The following is a 17,686-nucleotide window of genomic DNA, read 5'->3' as shown; positions in this document are numbered from 1 at the left end:
ATGCAACTATTGCATAGACAATCTTTTTATTTGCTTAGGCAAAAAAGCAGATCGGATTTAAAAAGATCGGGACGGTTTCCGGGAGGGTAGGAAGCGGCGGGCCGGGAGAGCCCGGGGGGGTTAAATCAGCGCAACTGCGCTTTGGAGGGAGGGGGCGAAGTCGACGTTCTCGAACCGTTTTTCGTGGTTGAAGCGCATCAGTTTTCCGGCAAACGCTTCGGGCGCGGCGATAATGACCCTGACCTCGTCCGTTTTGAGCTTTTCGATGAGGTCTTTGAGGGTGAAAATCGCCGTAATATCCATAAACGGTACATTCATAATGTCGATGATGACCGTTTTCGTATCGAGCAGGTTGTTCGCCTGGCGCTCGAAAAAGGTACTGGAGCCGAAGAAGAAAGCGCCGTTGATCCGGATGATGCGCGCATTTTTTGCTTCCAGGTCAGGCTGCTGTGTACCGGCACCGGCAGTCTCGAGCACGATCTGCGTCTCCTTGGTGATGCGGTAGACGATAAGCAGCGACGCCAGGACAATGCCGAGGCCCACGGCGGTGATGAGGTCGACGAAGACGGTGACGAAGAAGACGGTCAGCATCGTCATGAGGTCGCTGCGGGGGCTCTCCTTCCAGACCTTCAGGAAACGGTAGTCCAGGATGTCGACACCGACCTTGATAAGGATACCGGCCAGTACCGCCAGCGGGATCTTGGAGGCGAGCGGTGCGAGAAAGAGGACGATGAGCAGCAGCACCACGGCATGGGTCATACCCGATAGGTTGCTGGTACCGCCGCTCTTGACGTTGATGACGGTCCGCATCGTCGCCCCGGCACCCGGGACGGCCCCGACGAGGGCGCACAGCGTATTGCCCAGCCCCTGGCCGAAGAGTTCACGGTCGGGGTTGTGCTTGGTACGGGTGATGGAGTCGGCGACGATGGAGGTCAGCAGGGTGTCAATGGTCCCCAGGACGGCCAGCGTGAAGGCCAGCGAAATGATGACCGTATAGTGTTCCAGTTTGAAGTCCGGCAGGACAAGGGCCGGGAGCTCGGCGGGGATCGTGCCGATCGTCTCGACGGGCAGCTGCAGGAGTGCGGAGAACGGGGTGAGTACGACGAGGGCGATCAGCGGGGAGGGGACGACCCTGGCCAGCCGCGCCGGCGTGAAAAAGACAATGGCCAGGGCGGCGAGTGCCAGCAGAAGCGCCCAGAAGTTGGTCTGGGGCAGCAGCGAGGGCAGGGTCACAAGCAGGTGCAGCACCGCGGCGTCCGAGGGGAGCCCCAGCAGGGGGTTGAGCTGCAGCAGGATGATGATGACGCCGATCCCGCTCATAAAGCCCGAGATGACCGGGTAGGGGATAAAGCGGACGAAGCGGCCGACACGGGTGAAACCGAAAACGAGCTGGAAGATCCCCGCCAGGAGGACGACGGTGGCGACCAGGCCGATATCGCCGCCGAGCGTTGCGACGGCCGCAGCCACGACGACGGTCATCGGACCGGTCGGGCCGGAGATCTGCGTGGGGGTGCCGCCGAACAGTGCGGCGAAGAAACCGAGGATGATGGCGCCGTAGAGCCCTGCCGCCGCGCCGAGACCGCTGGCGACACCGAAGGCAAGCGCGAGCGGCAGCGCGATGACGGCGGCCGTCAGACCGCCGAAAAGATTGCCGCGAAAGTTGGAAAAGAGTGACACTGGGGGCCTTTGCATGGCGGCCCCGGGGCCGCCGGTAGATTACGTGGCATTGTATAGCAGATCGGGAAAAAAGCAGTTGACAATTTTGTCGGGCTCTTGGAGGGGAGCGGCGGACCGACCGGAACGATCAGCCTTTGAACGCCTTGACGGGGAACTCTTTGACGCCAACGTAGGGGGGCGTGGCTGTTGGGTAGATGACGACGTCGTAAACGCCCCCGTTCTGCGGCAGGTCGACCGTGTAGGTTTGCCCGTCGACGTCGACACTGATACTGCTCTGATCAGAAAGCGCTGCACCGTCAAACTCTCTGACGGCACAGGCACCGAAGTACTGCTGACCCGTCGTGCCGCCGAAGTCTATGTTGAAATTGGTATTGGTCGTATTAACGACATTGAGCGAACCGGGGTTGGGGGTGTGATAGAGATGGTTGTGATAACCTGAAACGTCATCCGTACAGTCGGTGGCGATGTAGGCGTTGATGAGGTGGCCCTGGGAGATGGTTACTTTGCCCACTTTCGTGTCAGGGGCAGCGGGCAGCGTGTACCAGATGCTGGGGGCTTCGGAGACGTCTTCGAAGTCGTCGTCGAGGGATGTCTTGGGCGCCAGCGGCGTGATGTCGCCGTAGAAGTGGTGGGCGGAGATATTGCCGTCGAGGGCATTGATCATCGTCAGCAGGTGGACGCGCAGTTCGGTGGAGCTGTCCTCGCCGCAGCCGGAAAACGACAGCGCGGCCGCGGCCGATGCCGCCAAAAGCAGTGGGCGTATTTTCATATTCTTCCTTCGTCAAAGCAATCGGTTTGGGCCATTGTACTGTATGGGGACAAACGGGTCAACATCCCCGTTCAGGGACGTTTGTCCGCCTCGAGCCAGTGGACGAACTCGTCGCGGCTGTTGTAACCGGCGACCGTGTGGTAGGCTTTTTGCGTCGCGGGGTCGACAAAGTGGACGACGGGGGTGAAGGAGATGTTGAATGCCGGCGGGAAGGCGTCTTTCTCCTTGTTGAGGATCACCGGGACGTATTTGCTGTGCACGAGGGCGTTGACATCCTCCTTGCGCAACACGAGCTCTTCGAACTTCCGGCACCAGGGACAGTAGTTCGCGACGAGGACGAGCATGACGTTTTTGTGCTCTTTTTTGGCCCGTGCAACGGCCGTTTTGTAGTCCGTTTCATACCCCAGCGACGCCGCGAGCGATCCTTTTTCCTTGACACGTTTGAGCGTGCCGCGCTCCTGGGCGTACTGGTCGGCAAATTTGGCCAGCAGCTCGTCGACACTGTCTTCGAGCTTCTCTTCGACGCTCTCCTTGTCATAGGCAAAGGCGAGTGCGTTCTGGTAGGTCAGTGCAAAGACTTTATCGTCGGAGCCCATGCGCTTCACCTGCTCGCCGATGACGAGGCGGACGTTGATCAGCACGGTTTTCCCGACATACTCTTCTGCGACAAGGATGGCGAGGGAACGGTCGCTGTAGCCGGCAGTATCGATGCCCAGTTCACTGATGGTGGCATCAAGGGCCTCGCGGATGGCGGGTTTGCTGCTCTTGGGGACCTTCTCGCCCGAGATGTCGACGACAGGGTAGACCTTGTCGACGCCGCGCAGGGTAAAGATCGATTCGGCGCAGAGGGTGGCCGCCGCGAAGAAGAGGAGTAAAAGGATTCGGTACATTGTTGTTGTCTCCATGGGTTAAACTGAACGCCATTCTAGGCGCTTTTTGCTCTGATGCAGATAAGAGGCGGGTGGGAAGGGCGCGCCGGTGCGGCTTATGCGAGTTTGCGGCACTCCTGGCTGATCTCCCGGGTATCGCCTTTTTTCAGATCGGACGGCGGGATCCCGAAATGGTGCTTGAATTCGCGGCTGAACTGGGCCGGACTCTCATAACCGACCTTCGTGGCGGCATCCACGATTTTCATCTTGTCGAAGAGGATATATTGTCTGGCCTTGTTGAGGCGTATTTTTTTGATGTACTGCAGCGGCGAATCGTTGAAGATCTCCTTGAATTTCTTGTGGAAATTGGCCTTGCTCATTTTCGCTTTTTTGGCCAGTTCATCGATATTGATCTCTTCGTCCAGTTGGTTCTGGATTTCGTCGACGATGTGGGAGATGCGTGCAAAATGGGTCAGCTGGCAGCAGAGCTGGATCAGGTGTTCCCCCGCCGTGCTTTTGATGATCCGGTAGTAGATCTCGTCGAGGACCTGGTCCCCCAGTATCTTGGAATCCTCCGGGTTGAGCAGGATCTTCATCAAACGGTTGAACGCTTCGTCGAGATCCTCGTTCATATTGCCGGTGACGATGTTGGTGGGGGTTTTGAAGGCGTGGGGCGGCGCCTTCTTGTCCAGCAGGGCGCTGATGCGTTGCAGCCGTTGCATGTTCAGATTGATATAGACCCCCTTGATGCCCGTTTCGCAGACGAACGTTTCGCACTCTACGGGCTGTATGGTCGCGACGATGACGTAGTTGCTGCTGCCGACCGTCACCTGTTTGTCATCGATATAGCCGCGCTGCCGGCCGCTCGCGATCAGGACGATCCCGCGGTTGTAAAGCAGGGACTTTCCCTGCTCATGGTGATTGATCTGCAGCAGTTTGACTTCATCGAGGTAGGTGTCTTTGAACCCCTGGGTGTTCTCGAAATCATAGGTTTTAAAAAGTTCTTGTATAAGGGTTTCTTTTTCCACCAAAATCTCCATTTGATACAAATAGACAATTTTTTCATAGAAATGCCCATTCAAATCCGTTTCTTAATAGACTATTATACATAAGGTGAAATTCCAGGGCTATGAAAACCGTAGTCTATCAACAAAACTTTAGGAGAACGTAGATGATAAAAGGCCTTTTGACGGGTGTATTTGCAGTCGCCCTCGCACTGACAATGAGCGGATGTTCAACGATGCATATGGGATGGACGGCCGTAACGGGTCAGCACAAACTGGACGACAAGGCGATGGACGCCTATGACAACATGTTTACAAAGGTTGTCGAGTACGGCGATCCTGCCAGAGCAATGATGCAGGAGTGGCAGGTCAAAGACGATATCGCGAACGAAGATGTCGCCGAGACGATCAAATCGCTTGCGGAAGAGTACAACATGCGCGTCACGGGCGACATCAAGATGTACACCAAAGACGACGCGGCGCCGGAAGAGGTCAAGCATGCGCGCATCTTTTCGCTGTGCAGCCTTCCGATCGCGAAAGTCTTCCTGAACTACTCCCGCTACTACGGCGGTTTCATGCCGTGCCGCATCATGCTGGTCGAATACGGCAGCGGCGTACGCTACCTTGTTTCAATGGACATGACTCTGGCGATCCACGGCGGTTACGAGCTCCCGGCTGAAATGCTCAAAATGGCACTCAGCGTCAAAAAAGCGATGGACGAGATCCCGGCGCGTGCAGCGATCGGCGATTTCTAATTTCACCTTTCCCTCTGCCGCAGTCTCCTTGCGTTGCTGCGGCGTTCACAATCAGTTCACATTTGTACGATAAACTCGACACTGTGATTGACAAAGTGCTCCGTAAGAGCCGTTAGATCTCAAACCAAAGGATAACCCAATGCAAAGAAGAACATTCCTCTCCATGGCGGCTGGCGCCTGTGCTCTGGCTGCCGTACCGGCAAGCGTCCTGGCGGAAGATTTCCGTAAATCCAAGCCGACAGTATGGACGGCTAAAACTGTTGACGATGCCCTCAAAGCAATGTACGGCACGACTGCGACTGTCGCACAGGGCGTCACTGTCGTCGCTCCGGACGTTGCAAGCAACGGCGGTGCAGTACCGGTCGATGTCAAATCCGACATCGCTGCGAAATCCATGATCATCGTCCAGAACGTCAACCCGGAAGCAGCGGTTATCGTTTACGACCTCAACGAGTACAGCATCATCGACTTCTCCATCAAGATCAAGATGAAGGCTTCCGGTACGATCACAGCAGTCGTACAGGGTACAGACGGCAAGCTCTACAGCGGCTCCAAAACACTCGACGTTGCACTCGGTGGTTGTGAGGGCTGATCGCCTTCGCCTATAGAACAAAGAAATAGAAAGGTTATATCATGAGAATCAAAGCAAAACTCAAAGGTAATGTTGTTTCTGTAAAAGCGATGGCGAAGCACGACATGTGGACATACGATATCGCTGAGAAGAAAACCGGCGACCGCAACAACGCGAACTTCATCACGCACATCGACGCAAAAGTCGGCGCTGCAACCGTTATGGACGCGTCTGTCAGCCAGTTCCTCTCCAAGAACCCGATCTTCAAGTTCGCGTTCAAAGGCGACTTCAAAGCGGGTGACGAACTCGTCATGACATGGGTTGACCTCAAGGGCAACACCAAGACTTCCAAAGCCAAAATTAAATAATCTTCCGGCGGACGCCCCGGCGTCCCGCCATTACTTCCCGTTTTATTCACCACGCTTTATATTACAGACTTGCCCGCAGACGACAAATGACACGGTGCGTTTGTCTCACGCTTCGGGGCGCTGCTCCTCCTGCCGATCCGTATCGGGTGTTGTGTCGCGCAGATGATCATAAATGGCAGGGATCGAACCGGTATGCGGATAGTGCAGGTAGTAACGCTGCAGCAGCTGGTTGAGCTTGTTCTGGTTGAAACGCCAGTAGTGCTCCTTGTCGAAGGCTTCGTGCCGGACGATCTGCTCAAAGAGCTCCTGTGCGGTGAGCGGTGCCTCATGACGGTGCTCCTTTTCGATCACCTCGAGCATCAGGGTGGTCAGCTCCTCCTTGGAGGCTTCGTTGCTGTCGTCATCGGGCAGCGGCTTGTTGGGCAGAAAGGCGTAAAGCTTCCAGGCGGCTAGTATGGTGGCGGCGGTAAAGGCGATGATCATAATCGTTTGGACGGACATTTTGGACTACTCGCGACAAAAAAATTGTCGTTTATTGTAGCCCCGTGGGGCTGAAGGCTAGGAGTTGAAGATGACCAGCCCGCGCCCGAAGGGGACTTTGGCCGGTCTTGAAAGGGCCCAGAGCACCTCGTACGGCGGCGGGATGCGCGGGAACCAGCCGTCACCGTCGGTGAAGTAGAGCAGCATCGTCGTCATCGGCAGCTCCGCCTCGATGTAGTCGAAGACGGGGCGGTAGTCTGTCCCGCCGCCTCCTTTGAGCGGGAAGTCCAGCTTCTCGCCGCCCTGGAAGGTGTAGTGGCCGTGCACCTTCGCGTCGGCGATGATCAGCTCGATCCGGATGGCGGGGAAGATCGTCATGATGCTTTTGAACTCCTCGGTAAAGGCACCCAGCAGTGCCTCGTTGATGGAGCCGGAGGTATCGACGGCGACGCAGAGGCTGAGCGTATCGCTGGCCAAGGAGGGCAGCGCGACACCGCGGTAGAGGTGCTTCTTGTTCGGCGGCATAAAGGCGTAGTTGTTGCGCATATGCTTGTTGACGGCGTTGTAGAGTTCGAAACGCCAGTCGACGTCGGCGGCCTTGACCTTCTTGCCCAGCCGGTCCATGCCCGAAGGCATCGCGCTTTTACGCTGCGCGACCTCCTGGGCGACGGAGGAGGCGTACTGCCACTCCGACTCGTTCTGGGCGTCGAGCTCCTCTTCGATATTGCCGAGGTTGGAGAACGCGCCGCTGTCCTCCTCGCCTTCACCGCCTTCAGCCGATCCGCCCGGCATGCCCGGCGGGGGCGGCACGTCGTCCTCGCCGCCGAAGGCGTCATCAATGTCGCTGTAGTAGCTCTCTTTGAGGGCGTCGTAGATCTCCTCGGCGTACATCCCTTCGAACTCTTCGTTATAGTTGGCGCCCTGGGGGATCTCCAGGCCGTTTTTGTGCAGGAGGTTGTTGATGGCGTAGTCGGTTGCCAGCTGCCAGAGTCCCCCTTTGCGTCCGAGCTGGCGCTGCTGGTGCGAGAGGACGTGGTGCATGACGCAGTTGGTGAGGATGAACATCACCTCTTCGATGCTGCGGCGTTGCATGAACTCCGGGTCGTACAAAAAGCGCTTGCCGTTGCTGGCATAGCCGCGCAGTCCCTCTTTGGGCTCCTGCTTCAGGCGGGAGGCGAGCATCCCGAAGTAGGGGTGCTTCATCGTCAGCTGGGACTTGGCTTTGGTCAGTAATTGCTCTGGGGTCAAAGCGGGCCCTTAGCGCAGAAGGTTGTTGAACTGGCGCATCCAGAGCGTCCAGCTGTCGACGTGATCGAGCTCGATCTTGCGTTCGCGCAGGTCCTGGATGATCATGACGGCGAATTCGCCCGGCATCTTGAGGGTGTAGGCGATGAGATTGTTGAGCTTCTTGCTGCTGGTCCCTTCGCCCACGCGCATGGCCAGGGCGGTACTGAGCATATGCAGGGCTGCCGGTTCGGATGGGACGGCGGAGACGCTTCCGTCAAAGATGCCGTCGAGGTCGGGGAGCTCGCCCGCGACGACTTTGAAGCCGAGGAAGGCCGCGGCGAGGTCTTCGCCGATAGCCCCGGCGACCAGGGGCATGATCAGGTCGGGGTCGGGTTCGGAGGCGACGATTTCGTTAACATATTCCCAGGTCCGCGGCGTTGCGAAGGAGCGGCTGTCGTCCTTGCCCTGTCCGAAGGTGAAGAGCGCGTCGGGGCGGTAGGAGATAAAGGCGATGATGGCGGGATCGATCCCCGCACCGACGGCCCACTGTTTCCAGTCTTCGACGCTTGCTTCCATCTCCAGGTGCACAAAGCGGTTGGCCAGCGGCGCGGCCATACGGAAGACGACACCGCGGTCGCTTTCGCGGTTACCGGCGGCGACGATCGCCCAGCCGTCGGGGAGCTTGTACTCGCCGATCTTGCGGTCGAGGATGAGCTGGTAGGCCGAGGCCTGCACCATCGGGGCGGCGGTGTTGAGCTCGTCGAGGAAGAGGATCCCCTCTTTCTCGCTGCCATCGGGCAGGAAGGAGGCGGGGGCCCAGACGGCTTCGCCGGAATCGGCATTGAAGAAAGGGATACCCCGCAGGTCGGTCGGGTCGAGCAGGGAGAGACGCAGGTCGATGTAGGAGATCTTCTTCTCCTTGGCGATCTGGGCGACGATGGAGGATTTGCCGATGCCCGGAGGCCCCCAGAGGAAGACGGGTACCTTGCGGTCGGTGAGGTGGGTAAGGGAGCGTTTCGTGCTTATCGGGTTCATGGCGGTCCTTGCAATACTATATAGTTATCGCCGACGCCTTTGCAATTTTGATACGAACGGGTTAAAAGAGATAAAAAGAGTCTGTTTAATGACAAATATCCGGGTTTTTCTGACAAATATGACAAAATTGTCGTAATATTTTAATTTTAGTATGAAAATTGCATATATCTGGAGTGAAAAACGGGAACACGAATTGTATCAGTAGGGGTAAATCTAGGAGCCCGAGAGACTCCGCCTAAAGGATACAAAATGTTTGAATGTGAAATGATTGAACTGGAAGATTTTAGTTTTAACCACCTGCTGCACCACTATGATGACTGCAACTGTGAAAGCATGCACTTCAACGAAGAGTTTGACTGCATTGATGCCCTGGCGGACTGCTGCGAAGAGATCCTCTGGGACTGAAATCTTCTGTGAGGGTACCCCTGAAGCCCCTTGCGCCAACGGCCTGAGGGGTGCCCTTTTAAGACCTCGGTATTTAGCACCACCCCCGGCGGCACATTCTCCTCCATACAACCTGCCGCCGCTTGCCTATGTTTAAAATACGTACCGGTTCTCCCCGGTACGCTCCTCCTAAAAGATCGACAATCCCGTTTTACTGGTAAAGAGTTCCAGCGCTTTCGTGCCCGCCAGGGAGTTGCCCTGTTCGTTCAGCGCCGGCGACCAGACGCAGAGGCTCAGCTTTTTCGGGATGACGGCAACGATGCCCCCGCCGACACCGCTTTTGCCGGGCAGACCGACATGAAAGGCAAAATCGCCCGAGGCGTCGTAGTGGCCGCAGGTAAGCATAACGGCGTTGATCCGCTTGGCCTGTTGCGGGGTGATGAACTTTTTGCCCGTAATAGGGTCTTCGCCGTGGTTGGCGAGGTAGAGCATGGCGCGGGAGAGGGTACGGGTGTTCATCGCGATGGCGCAGTGCTCGAAATAGGTATGCACGACTTCCAGGACGTCATTGTCGAGGTTGCCGAAACTCTTCATCAGGTTTGCCAGCGCGCGGTTGCGGAAACCGTGCTGCATCTCCGACTCCGTGACGACCTTGTCGCTCTCGATTATCCCGTTGCCGGCAATCTCCCGGATAAACCCGAGGATCTCTTTGGAGGTGAGGGCGACGGAACCGTAGTGCGAGATCAGTGCGTCGGTAACGTTGATGGCCCCGGCATTGATAAAGGGGTTGCGGGGGATGCCGTGTTCGTATTCGAGCTGCACGAGGGAGTTGAAGGGGTTGCCCGAGGGTTCGCGGCCGACGCGGCGGTAGAGGTCGTAGCCGTAGGCGTCGAGCGCCAGCGTGAAGGTAAAGACCTTGGAGATACTCTGGATCGAGAAGAGGGTATCGGCGTCCCCGACGCTGTACTGTGTCCCGTCAAAGAGGGTCAGCGTCATCCCGAACTGGTGCGGGTCGACTTCCGCCAGGGCGGGGATGTAGTCGGCGACTTTCCCCTCACCGACATAGGGCCTGATCTCTTCGGCGATCTCGTTGAGTACGGCCTGGTAGTCCATAATGCGTCCTTGTACGCGCAAGATATTAGTGTAGTGTATCAAAATTGGAAAAATAGCGCTTGCGGTCGCCAAAGACGCAGCAGTGCATGTCGAAAGAGTAGAAGAAAACGGCCGTTCCCCGGAAAGTTGATGCCAAACTGTCAATTTTCTTTGGTTTTGAGAAAAATTATCCTCTACGGGAACCATTCATGCACCATGATTGTAGAATATACACATATTGACATTATCGATGACAGGGGGTTTCCCATGAAGATCGGCGTACCCAAAGAGGTCAAAACGGAAGAGTACCGGGTGGCGGTGACGCCTTCGGGGGTCAAGGAGCTGGTCAAAAACGGCCATACGGTCTATGTACAGTCCAGTGCGGGCGAGGGGAGCGGCTTCAGCGACGATGATTATGCCGCGGCCGGCGCCGAGCTGCTGGAAGGGGCTGCGGCCGTCTTCGACGCGGCGGAGCTTATTGTCAAGGTCAAAGAGCCGATCGCACAGGAGTACCCTCTGTTCAAGGAGGGGCAGACCCTCTTTACCTACCTGCACCTTGCCGCGGATGAAGCGCAGACGAAATTCCTGCTGGAAAAGAAGATCAAAGCCTACGCCTACGAGACGCTCAAGGTTGACCGTCGTCTGCCGCTGCTCGAACCGATGAGCGAGGTCGCCGGGAAGATGGCGGCGATCATGGGCGGCTTCTACCTGGGGCGTTACCAGGGTGGCCGCGGTATCCTGCCCGGCGGGGTCGTCGGGACCGAAAAGGCCAACGTGATGATCCTCGGCGGCGGTGTCGCCGGGATCTCCGCGGCGCAGGTTGCAGCGGGGATGGGGGCGAAGGTGACGATCCTCGACATCAATCTGGCACGCCTGCACTACCTCAACGACGTGCTCCCGGCCAATGTCAGTACTCTGTACAGTACAACCGACGCCATCGAATCGCTGCTGCCGACGACGGACGTCATCATCGGTACGGTGCTCATCCCCGGGGCAAAAGCGCCGAAGCTGATTACCAAGGCGATGCTCTCCCAAATGCGCGAAGGAAGTGTCCTGATCGACGTCTCCATCGACCAGGGCGGCTGTTTCGAAACCTCCAGGGCGACGACGCACACCGAACCGACCTACGTTGTCGACGGGGTCGTACACTACTGTGTCGCCAATATGCCGGGGGCGTACCCGCGCACCTCGACGATGGCGCTCACGAACGCGACGCTGCCGTATCTGCTGAAACTGGCGGAGTTCGGCGGCGAGGAAGCGTACGCGAAATTCCCGCTGCTGCACAGTGCGCTCAATACCTACGACGGCAAGCTCACCAACCTGGCCGTCGCCGAAGCGCACGGGCTCGAATACTGCGAGCTGTAAAGGCCTTCGGGCCTGAACCAACGGCAAGCACGTATTTCAGCGCGCCAGCTTCTCTGCAATCTCCCCGACAGTGTAAAACATCACTTCAGGGGCGTGCTCCATCAGTGCATCCCCTTTCGTATACCCCCATGCGACGGCACCGAAATCCATATTGACGGCCCGCGCGGCGTTCAGGTCCCTGATCTCGTCACCAATATAGATGGCATCTTCCGCGTTGACGCCGCTTTTTCGCAGGATGGATTTCAGCTTGGACGCTTTTCCGAACAGGCTTGTGCCGTATTGCGGGTAGCGCAGCAGCCCCGTATTCTCCTCTCCCAGGATTTTCAGGACATTGTCGTGCGAGTTGCTCGTGACGAGGCTGAGCATGATACCCCGTTCCGAGAGGGCGCACAGCATCTCCGTGACCGCGGGGAACATGGGGATGTCGCCGACGTTCCGTGCCATCTTCTTCCTGAAAACGGCGGCGACGATCGGCACTTTCCATAAGGGGATGCGGAGCTGTCTGATGATGCGTTTCGCATCATAGTGCCGCAGGGTCTCGATCTGTTCCGGGTCTATTTTTCTGAAATGGTGTTTTTCCGCCAGGGCGTTGACGGCGTGCAGGAAGAAGGGAAAAGAGTCGGCAAGGGTACCGTCGAAATCGAAAATGACGAGCTTGTATTTCACGGCTTCTCCCCTAAGGTTTTTTTACACTTATTATCACCTATTATACAGTGAGGGACGTATCTGTCAGTAGTACGGATGAAGAGATGGAAAGCAAGTCGCCGGAAGGGAAGCCCGTCCGGATTTATTTTTTCCGCAGCAGGCGGAGGATCTTCGGGGTGACGGCGAGGTCGAGGGCCGTGAAGTCGTCGGGGTTCTTGATAGCGACGTCGGCGCCCGCGTCCACGAGCATCTTGACCATCGCCTCCTTGCCGCTGGACGCGGCGTACATCAGCGAGGTGACGCCGTTGACGTTCGCCGTGTCAAGCTCGATGCCCGCGTCGATGAGCATGGAGACGACCTCGGGGTTCTCGCCGAAGCAGGAGAGCCACAGCGCCGTGTTGCCGTCGACGTTTTTGAGCATGATGTCCGCACCGGCATCGAGCAGCTCGCGCACGATTGCGGCATTGCCTTCGCGGGCGGCCTTCATCAGGGCCGTGTTGCCGTAGCTGCCCTGAAGGTCAAGGTTCCCGGCGTCGTAGTCGTTTGCTTCCAGCCATGTCAGTGTGGTTTCGGTCACGGTCGTCTCCTTGGACTATTTTTTCAGGCCCGCAAGGGCGAGGGCGTGCTTGGTCGCCCGGGCGATAATGCTGTGCTCGGGGCGGAACATCGCGTCCGAGATCGTTTTGACCGCCGGGAAGATCTCGTCGAAACCGTGCTCGGGGAAGCCGCTTTGCAGCATGATCTTGTCCATGGAGAGTCCGGCGAGGACCTCGTGGTCGAAGGCGCCGACATTGGAGGGGCCGATGGCCACGAAGAACTGTTCGAGGTCGTCGTGCGCCTGCGTGGCGTTGAGGATGACCCCCTGGTCGCCGCGTTCAATCAGCAGGCTGCGGAGGGCATCGTCCAGCGCGGTCTCATCCACAAAGAGCGGCTTGTCCGCAATGGAAGACGCACGCAGCTCGTCGGCACTGCTGACGCGGTAGCCGACGCATTTCGTATCCGACTGCTCACCCAGGGCAATGGGGGCAGTGTAGAAGAGGGCCGTATACTCCTCGGCATCCTCCTTGGCCTTTTCCAGGGCCGCTTCGTCTTCGGGCTGCAGAAAAAAGATCTGCACCATCGTATCTTCGATGATCTCGTCGATCTCGTCGAGAAAATCCTCATTGGTTGCTTTAACGTTGACATCAATCGTCATATATAGAAACTCCTCCTCGTTAGTGCAAGGAGGATATGCAAGTCCGGTTCCGGGGTTTTTAGAGGGTGACCGCGGCGAGGGAGGGGAAAACGGCGTCGGGGGTGATACCGCGTGCGAGATCGGACGGGGTGTATTTGCCCGTTTCGACGAGGATGCCCTGAAGGCCCGCCGCCTGTGCGCCGCCGACATCGCTTTCGACGTCGTCGCCGATCATGACCGCCGCTTCGGGCGCCACGCCCATCCGGGCGCAGGCGAGGCGGTAGAAGTCCGTGCTCGGTTTCCCGATGACCGTCGCGGTTTTGCCCGAGGCGTATTCCAGGGCCGCGACGAAGCCGCCGGCATCCATGCTGAGACGCCCGCCATGGTCTTTGAAATAGCGGTTCTTCGCGGCGGCGAGAAGCTCGCCGCCCTCCATCAGGGTCCGGAAGGCTTCATTGAGACGCGTATAGGTGAAGTTCTCCTGGGCATCGCCGATGACGACGCAGCGGCAGGGGGCGTCGGGCAGGTCCTCGAAAAACGCTTCGGCGGCGTCCGTGAGCAGGAAGGTTGCCCGGCTTCGGCGCTCGATGAGGTACGCTTTGGTGACGTCCAGGGCCGTGATCACTTCCGAGGCTTCGATGCCGAAACCCATCTTCTGCAGCTTTGCCACGACCTCCGCACCCGTCTTTTGAGTCGTATTGGTCAGGAAGCGGACGGGATAGCCTGCTTTGAGCCGCGCGACCGCTTCGATGGCACCGGGATAGGGGGTGTCGCCTTCGTAAAGCACACCGCCGATGTCGCACAGGACGCCTTTGATGATCGAAGTGTTCATAAAATGTCCTCTTTTCCCGGGATATTTTTGAAGTATACCCCAGGGGGCCCTTAAGGTGTGCCTAAAAAGGAGGCAGGCATCCAGCGTATAACGGCGGCAGTGATGTTACAATGGGGACATGACAAACATGCAAGGCCAAGCGAATGTCTGATTCGCCGCACTACATCGTTTTCACTGACCTAGATGCCACACTGCTTGATCACGAAACCTACTCGCATTCGGCGGCCCAGCCCGCGATCGACTACCTGATACGTGAAGAGATACCGCTGGTTTTCGTCACCAGCAAAACGCAGCCTGAAGCCGTCAAACTCCAGGAGAAGATGGGACTCTGCGCCCCCTTCATCGTGGAGAACGGCGGGGCGATCTTCATCCCGCGCTGCTGCAGCCGCTTTTACGGTGCGGACCATGAGGCCGACTACGAAGTGATCACCCTGGGTGCCGCCTATGACGCCTGTACGAACCTGCTGGACAACCTGAAAACCCGCTTCCGTCTGAGAGGCTTCTCGCATATGCACCATGACGAGGTGGCCGAACGCACGGGGCTGCAGAGCGAAGGCGCCGTGATGGCGAAGACGCGCTACTGCTCCGAACCCTTTATTATGGAAGACGAAAGCCTGCTTGACGACCTGGTCGCAGCCGTATCGGCCGAGGGGTTCATGATTACGAAAGGGGGGCGTTTCTACCATCTCATCGGGCGGAACCAGAGCAAAGGGAGTGCGGTCGAAGCACTGCTCGAGCGCGCCGAAGCGTCGACGGGGATCCGTTTCAGATCCATCGCGCTGGGGGACAGCGAGAACGACTTCTCGATGCTGCAGAGCGTCGACATCCCCGTGTTGATTCCCAAACACGACGGCAGCTATGCCGCCATCAACCTGCCCAATCTCATCAAGGCACCCTATCCTGGGCCCAGAGGCTGGAATGCCGTGCTGCAGGAGCTCTTCGGTGTTGCCTGAGCTCCCAGCCCTCTTCGAGGCTGCCGTCGATGCGGTGATGCCGCAGCAGATGCTCCCGGAGCGGATGCAGCTTCATGACGGAATCCTCTCCATCGATGACAAGCGGTATGACCTCGAGCGCTACGGCCGCCTTTACCTCTGCGGCGCGGGGAAAGCGGCACTCCCGATGGCCGAGGCGTGCGAAGGCATTCTGGGGGCGCGCATCGCCGGCGGGGTGATCGTCACGCCCGAAGCCGAACGCCCGCTGCGCTACTGCCGCTACGTGCACGGTACGCACCCCATCCCCTCCGAAGAGAGCATCGCGGCGGCCGAGCAGCTGATGGCACAGTTTGGGGCGGCTGAAGAGGGTGAGCTGATCCTTTTCCTGCTCAGCGGCGGCACCTCCGCGCTGATTGAGAAACCGCAGCCGCCGGTAACGCTCGACGCGATGGCGGAGACCACCAGGCTGCTCTTGGAGAACGGCTGCAGCATCGGGGAGACGAACAGCGTGCGAAAACATCTCTCCATGATCAAAGGGGGGCGGCTGGCACAGATGACAAAGGCGACCGTGGTCGTGCTGGTCGTCTCCGACGTCATCGGGGATGACCTCGAGACCATCGGGTCGGCCCCGCTCTACTGCGACCGCAGTACCTATGCCGGTGTCACGGCGATGCTGAAGGAGAAAGGGCTTTTTGAGAGACTCCCTGCCACGGCACGCGGCGTCCTGGCGGCGGGCGAAGCCGGTACCATGCCCGAAACGCCGACGGCACCGCTGCCGCACGTGACACATCTGATGATCGGCAGCAACAAGCAGGCGCTGGAAGCCGCGGCGGCCTGCGGCGTCGAGCACGGCCGGGACGTCCGGATCATCGAAACCCCCATCCAGGGAGACGTGGCCGAAGCGGCGGAGGCATTCTGCCGCCGCTTCGAGATGCTGCCGCCGGGCACCCTGCTGCTGCAGGGCGGCGAAACAACGGTGACGGTCTCCGGCAACGGAAAAGGGGGGCGGAACCAGCATTTTGCCCTTCATTGTTTGAAACGTTTAAAAACAAATATCGGTTACGATATCATATGTGCCGGTACCGACGGGATCGACGGCAATTCGGATGCGGCCGGGGCACGCATCTCCGATGCCCTCTATCGGCAGTGCACTCCGGAGGAGATCGACGACGCCCTGGTGCGTTTCGACTCCAACACCTTTTTCTCGGGCAAAGAGGCCCTTATCAAGACCGGCTACACCGGCACCAACGTCATGGATGTTGTCATAGCTTACAAAGGAGAGGATAATGGCTGACTTTTTTCAAAACGGGGTGATCACGTCACTGCAACGGGTAGGGGACAGAAGCCTCGAAGCGATGGAGAAGGACCTGGAACGCATGTCCGAACGCCGGAAGATGGTCCTGCTGCTTCCCGCACTCTACAGCGAGTTCGAGACTCCGGCAATGCATACGATCATCGAAGAGCTCAAGCATGTCCGCTACCTGCACCGCATCATCCTGGGCCTTGACCGTGCGACCCGCGAACAGTTCCTCGAAGTCAAGAAGCTGATGGTCCAGCTCCCCTGCGAAGTGGAGGTCCTCTGGAACGACGGCCCCCGCATCCAGGAGCTCTACGCGGAGCTGACCCGCGAAGGGTTCCCCTGCCTGAAAGACCCCGGCAAGGGGCGCAACGTCTGGACGATGATCGGGTACGGCCTGACGGGGGAGGAAAACTACGCCTTTGCCCTGCATGACTGCGATATCGTCAACTACTCGCGCGAGATCGTCGCCCGCCTTTTCTACCCCATCGTCCACCCGGCGCTGGACTACGAGTTCAACAAAGGGTACTACTCCCGGGTGACGAACAAGCTTCACGGCCGGGTGACGCGCCTTTTCTACACCCCGCTGATCCATGCCCTGGAGAAGGTGATGGGCACGAACCGCTACCTTGAATACATGGACAGCTTCCGCTACGCGCTTTCGGGGGAGTTCGCCTTTATCCGTTCGCTGGGGCGCGGTATCGCGATTTCACCGACCTGGGGGCTGGAGGTCTCGACGCTGAGCGAAGTCTACAAGAACACCTCAAACCGCCGTATCTGCCAGACGGAGATTATGGATACCTACGAGCACAAGCACCAGGACCTCGGCAACAAGGCAGAGGGCGGCGGCGTCTACAAGATGGCCGGCGACATCGCCAAGGCGCTCTTCCGGGTGATGGCGCAGGAGGGGATCGTCTTTACGGAGTCGCACTTCAAGACCCTGCTGGCGACATACTTCCAGGAGTCGCGTTTCGAGATCTCCAAGTACGTGGCGCTCTCCAAGCTCAACGGCCTCGAGTATAACCGTGAAAAGGAGATCAGCGCCGTCGAAGCCTTCCAGGACGCCATCGAGGAAGCGGCCAAGGAGTTTTTCGAGAATCCGCTCGGGGTGCCGTCGATGTCCCCGTGGATTACCGTCCGATCGGTACTGCCGGAGTTCTCGGAAAAGTTTGCCCGTGCCGTCGCCCTGGATGCGCAGGAGGCGTAGCGC

The 17,686-nt window shown here is 58.4% G+C and carries 20 protein-coding genes; 8 read left to right on the top strand and 12 right to left on the bottom strand.

From position 1 onward, the window contains the following. Window positions 1-120 precede the first annotated feature (120 nt). The 4 genes from WCX49_RS08140 to WCX49_RS08125 all read right to left on the bottom strand — a co-directional run bounded on the left by WCX49_RS08140 (window position 121) and on the right by WCX49_RS08125 (window position 4,343). Window positions 121-1,692, bottom strand: a complete 1,572-nt coding sequence (locus WCX49_RS08140; protein ID WP_345984601.1) for a SulP family inorganic anion transporter — start codon at window positions 1,690-1,692, stop codon at window positions 121-123. Window positions 1,693-1,804: 112 nt separating this feature from the next. Continuing rightward, window positions 1,805-2,446, bottom strand: coding sequence for a hypothetical protein (locus tag WCX49_RS08135; protein ID WP_345984600.1), 642 nt, complete (start codon window positions 2,444-2,446; stop codon window positions 1,805-1,807). Window positions 2,447-2,517: 71 nt separating this feature from the next. Further along, on the bottom strand, window positions 2,518-3,336 hold the full coding sequence (locus WCX49_RS08130) for a thioredoxin family protein (RefSeq protein ID WP_345984599.1): 819 nt from the start codon (window positions 3,334-3,336) through the stop codon (window positions 2,518-2,520). Window positions 3,337-3,431: 95 nt separating this feature from the next. After that, window positions 3,432-4,343 carry an AraC family transcriptional regulator gene (locus WCX49_RS08125; protein ID WP_345984598.1) on the bottom strand — a complete coding sequence of 304 codons (912 nt, stop codon included), beginning with the start codon at window positions 4,341-4,343 and terminating at the stop codon, window positions 3,432-3,434. 143 nt (window positions 4,344-4,486) lie between these two features. Here WCX49_RS08125 and WCX49_RS08120 point away from each other — a divergent pair, with 143 nt between their 5' ends. The 3 genes from WCX49_RS08120 (at window position 4,487) to soxZ (ending at window position 6,013) form a co-directional block, all read left to right on the top strand. Next, complete coding sequence (locus WCX49_RS08120) at window positions 4,487-5,074, top strand: DUF302 domain-containing protein (protein ID WP_345984597.1); 588 nt, start codon at window positions 4,487-4,489, stop codon at window positions 5,072-5,074. Window positions 5,075-5,213: 139 nt separating this feature from the next. Then, window positions 5,214-5,666 (top strand): thiosulfate oxidation carrier protein SoxY, encoded by a 453-nt coding sequence (locus tag WCX49_RS08115; RefSeq protein WP_345984596.1) that lies wholly within the window; start codon window positions 5,214-5,216, stop codon window positions 5,664-5,666. A 41-nt stretch (window positions 5,667-5,707) separates the two neighbouring features. Further along, complete coding sequence (soxZ, locus tag WCX49_RS08110; RefSeq protein ID WP_231019449.1) at window positions 5,708-6,013, top strand: thiosulfate oxidation carrier complex protein SoxZ; 306 nt, start codon at window positions 5,708-5,710, stop codon at window positions 6,011-6,013. A gap of 105 nt (window positions 6,014-6,118) precedes the next feature. On the opposite strand, the gene WCX49_RS08105 is transcribed toward soxZ, so the two are convergent. The 3 genes from WCX49_RS08105 to WCX49_RS08095 are packed head-to-tail and all read right to left on the bottom strand — an operon-like array spanning window position 6,119 to window position 8,755. Beyond that, window positions 6,119-6,514, bottom strand: a complete 396-nt coding sequence (locus WCX49_RS08105) for a hypothetical protein (RefSeq protein ID WP_345984595.1) — start codon at window positions 6,512-6,514, stop codon at window positions 6,119-6,121. 57 nt (window positions 6,515-6,571) lie between these two features. Further along, complete coding sequence (locus WCX49_RS08100) at window positions 6,572-7,741, bottom strand: VWA-like domain-containing protein (RefSeq protein ID WP_345984594.1); 1,170 nt, start codon at window positions 7,739-7,741, stop codon at window positions 6,572-6,574. Window positions 7,742-7,750: 9 nt separating this feature from the next. Then, window positions 7,751-8,755: a MoxR family ATPase gene (locus WCX49_RS08095; protein WP_345984593.1), complete on the bottom strand. Its 1,005-nt coding sequence runs from the start codon at window positions 8,753-8,755 to the stop codon at window positions 7,751-7,753. Between the two features lie 249 nt (window positions 8,756-9,004). On the opposite strand from WCX49_RS08095, the gene WCX49_RS08090 reads away from it, so the two are divergent. Beyond that, window positions 9,005-9,160, top strand: coding sequence for a hypothetical protein (locus WCX49_RS08090; RefSeq protein WP_345984592.1), 156 nt, complete (start codon window positions 9,005-9,007; stop codon window positions 9,158-9,160). 168 nt (window positions 9,161-9,328) lie between these two features. On the opposite strand, the gene WCX49_RS08085 is transcribed toward WCX49_RS08090, so the two are convergent. Then, on the bottom strand, window positions 9,329-10,252 hold the full coding sequence (locus WCX49_RS08085) for a glutaminase (protein WP_345984591.1): 924 nt from the start codon (window positions 10,250-10,252) through the stop codon (window positions 9,329-9,331). A gap of 246 nt (window positions 10,253-10,498) precedes the next feature. Here WCX49_RS08085 and ald point away from each other — a divergent pair, with 246 nt between their 5' ends. Beyond that, the gene (gene ald / locus WCX49_RS08080; protein WP_345984590.1) at window positions 10,499-11,596 is read left to right on the top strand and encodes an alanine dehydrogenase; all 1,098 of its coding nucleotides are present in this window, start codon (window positions 10,499-10,501) and stop codon (window positions 11,594-11,596) included. A 36-nt stretch (window positions 11,597-11,632) separates the two neighbouring features. Here the strand turns inward: ald and WCX49_RS08075 are convergent, their stop codons facing one another. The 4 genes from WCX49_RS08075 to WCX49_RS08060 form a co-directional block, all read right to left on the bottom strand. Further along, window positions 11,633-12,262 carry an HAD hydrolase-like protein gene (locus WCX49_RS08075; RefSeq protein ID WP_345984589.1) on the bottom strand — a complete coding sequence of 210 codons (630 nt, stop codon included), beginning with the start codon at window positions 12,260-12,262 and terminating at the stop codon, window positions 11,633-11,635. Window positions 12,263-12,383: 121 nt separating this feature from the next. After that, entirely contained in the window at window positions 12,384-12,818 is a 435-nt protein-coding gene (locus tag WCX49_RS08070; RefSeq protein WP_345984588.1) for an ankyrin repeat domain-containing protein, read from the bottom strand. A 15-nt stretch (window positions 12,819-12,833) separates the two neighbouring features. Further along, a complete protein-coding gene (locus tag WCX49_RS08065; RefSeq protein WP_345984587.1) occupies window positions 12,834-13,436 on the bottom strand; it encodes a hypothetical protein in 603 nt (200 codons plus the stop codon). Window positions 13,437-13,494: 58 nt separating this feature from the next. Beyond that, window positions 13,495-14,247: a TIGR01458 family HAD-type hydrolase gene (locus tag WCX49_RS08060; protein ID WP_345984586.1), complete on the bottom strand. Its 753-nt coding sequence runs from the start codon at window positions 14,245-14,247 to the stop codon at window positions 13,495-13,497. 143 nt (window positions 14,248-14,390) lie between these two features. On the opposite strand from WCX49_RS08060, the gene WCX49_RS08055 reads away from it, so the two are divergent. Genes WCX49_RS08055 through WCX49_RS08045 form a run of 3 tightly spaced genes read left to right on the top strand, consistent with a single transcriptional unit; the run spans window position 14,391 to window position 17,683 of the window. Beyond that, window positions 14,391-15,200, top strand: coding sequence for an HAD-IIB family hydrolase (locus tag WCX49_RS08055; protein ID WP_345984585.1), 810 nt, complete (start codon window positions 14,391-14,393; stop codon window positions 15,198-15,200). Then, complete coding sequence (locus tag WCX49_RS08050; protein ID WP_345984584.1) at window positions 15,193-16,473, top strand: DUF4147 domain-containing protein; 1,281 nt, start codon at window positions 15,193-15,195, stop codon at window positions 16,471-16,473. Before WCX49_RS08055 ends, WCX49_RS08050 begins: the two co-directional genes overlap by 8 nt. Continuing rightward, window positions 16,466-17,683: a glycosyl transferase gene (locus tag WCX49_RS08045; RefSeq protein WP_345984583.1), complete on the top strand. Its 1,218-nt coding sequence runs from the start codon at window positions 16,466-16,468 to the stop codon at window positions 17,681-17,683. The genes WCX49_RS08050 and WCX49_RS08045 overlap by 8 nt, the downstream gene beginning before the upstream one ends. Window positions 17,684-17,686 lie beyond the last annotated feature (3 nt).

It is taken from the genome of Sulfurimonas sp. HSL-1656 (assembly GCF_039645585.1).
GTDB classification, from domain to species: Bacteria; Campylobacterota; Campylobacteria; order Campylobacterales; family Sulfurimonadaceae; genus Thiomicrolovo; species Thiomicrolovo subterrani.
Note: the sequence above shows the minus strand (reverse complement) of the source record. Positions and strands in the feature narration are given on the sequence as shown.

Excerpts from the sequence above, each read along its gene's own strand:
- ald (WP_345984590.1), top strand. The coding sequence starts at position 10,499 with ATGAAGATCGGCGTACCCAAAGAGGTCAAAACGGAAGAGTACCGGGTG.
- WCX49_RS08085 (WP_345984591.1), bottom strand. The coding sequence starts at position 10,252 with ATGGACTACCAGGCCGTACTCAACGAGATCGCCGAAGAGATCAGGCCC.
- WCX49_RS08060 (WP_345984586.1), bottom strand. The coding sequence starts at position 14,247 with ATGAACACTTCGATCATCAAAGGCGTCCTGTGCGACATCGGCGGTGTG.
- WCX49_RS08130 (WP_345984599.1), bottom strand. The coding sequence starts at position 3,336 with ATGTACCGAATCCTTTTACTCCTCTTCTTCGCGGCGGCCACCCTCTGC.
- soxZ (WP_231019449.1), top strand. The coding sequence starts at position 5,708 with ATGAGAATCAAAGCAAAACTCAAAGGTAATGTTGTTTCTGTAAAAGCG.
- WCX49_RS08105 (WP_345984595.1), bottom strand. The coding sequence starts at position 6,514 with ATGTCCGTCCAAACGATTATGATCATCGCCTTTACCGCCGCCACCATA.
- WCX49_RS08135 (WP_345984600.1), bottom strand. The coding sequence starts at position 2,446 with ATGAAAATACGCCCACTGCTTTTGGCGGCATCGGCCGCGGCCGCGCTG.
- WCX49_RS08120 (WP_345984597.1), top strand. The coding sequence starts at position 4,487 with ATGATAAAAGGCCTTTTGACGGGTGTATTTGCAGTCGCCCTCGCACTG.
- WCX49_RS08140 (WP_345984601.1), bottom strand. The coding sequence starts at position 1,692 with ATGCAAAGGCCCCCAGTGTCACTCTTTTCCAACTTTCGCGGCAATCTT.
- WCX49_RS08055 (WP_345984585.1), top strand. The coding sequence starts at position 14,391 with ATGTCTGATTCGCCGCACTACATCGTTTTCACTGACCTAGATGCCACA.
- WCX49_RS08045 (WP_345984583.1), top strand. The coding sequence starts at position 16,466 with ATGGCTGACTTTTTTCAAAACGGGGTGATCACGTCACTGCAACGGGTA.
- WCX49_RS08065 (WP_345984587.1), bottom strand. The coding sequence starts at position 13,436 with ATGACGATTGATGTCAACGTTAAAGCAACCAATGAGGATTTTCTCGAC.
- WCX49_RS08095 (WP_345984593.1), bottom strand. The coding sequence starts at position 8,755 with ATGAACCCGATAAGCACGAAACGCTCCCTTACCCACCTCACCGACCGC.
- WCX49_RS08115 (WP_345984596.1), top strand. The coding sequence starts at position 5,214 with ATGCAAAGAAGAACATTCCTCTCCATGGCGGCTGGCGCCTGTGCTCTG.
- WCX49_RS08090 (WP_345984592.1), top strand. The coding sequence starts at position 9,005 with ATGTTTGAATGTGAAATGATTGAACTGGAAGATTTTAGTTTTAACCAC.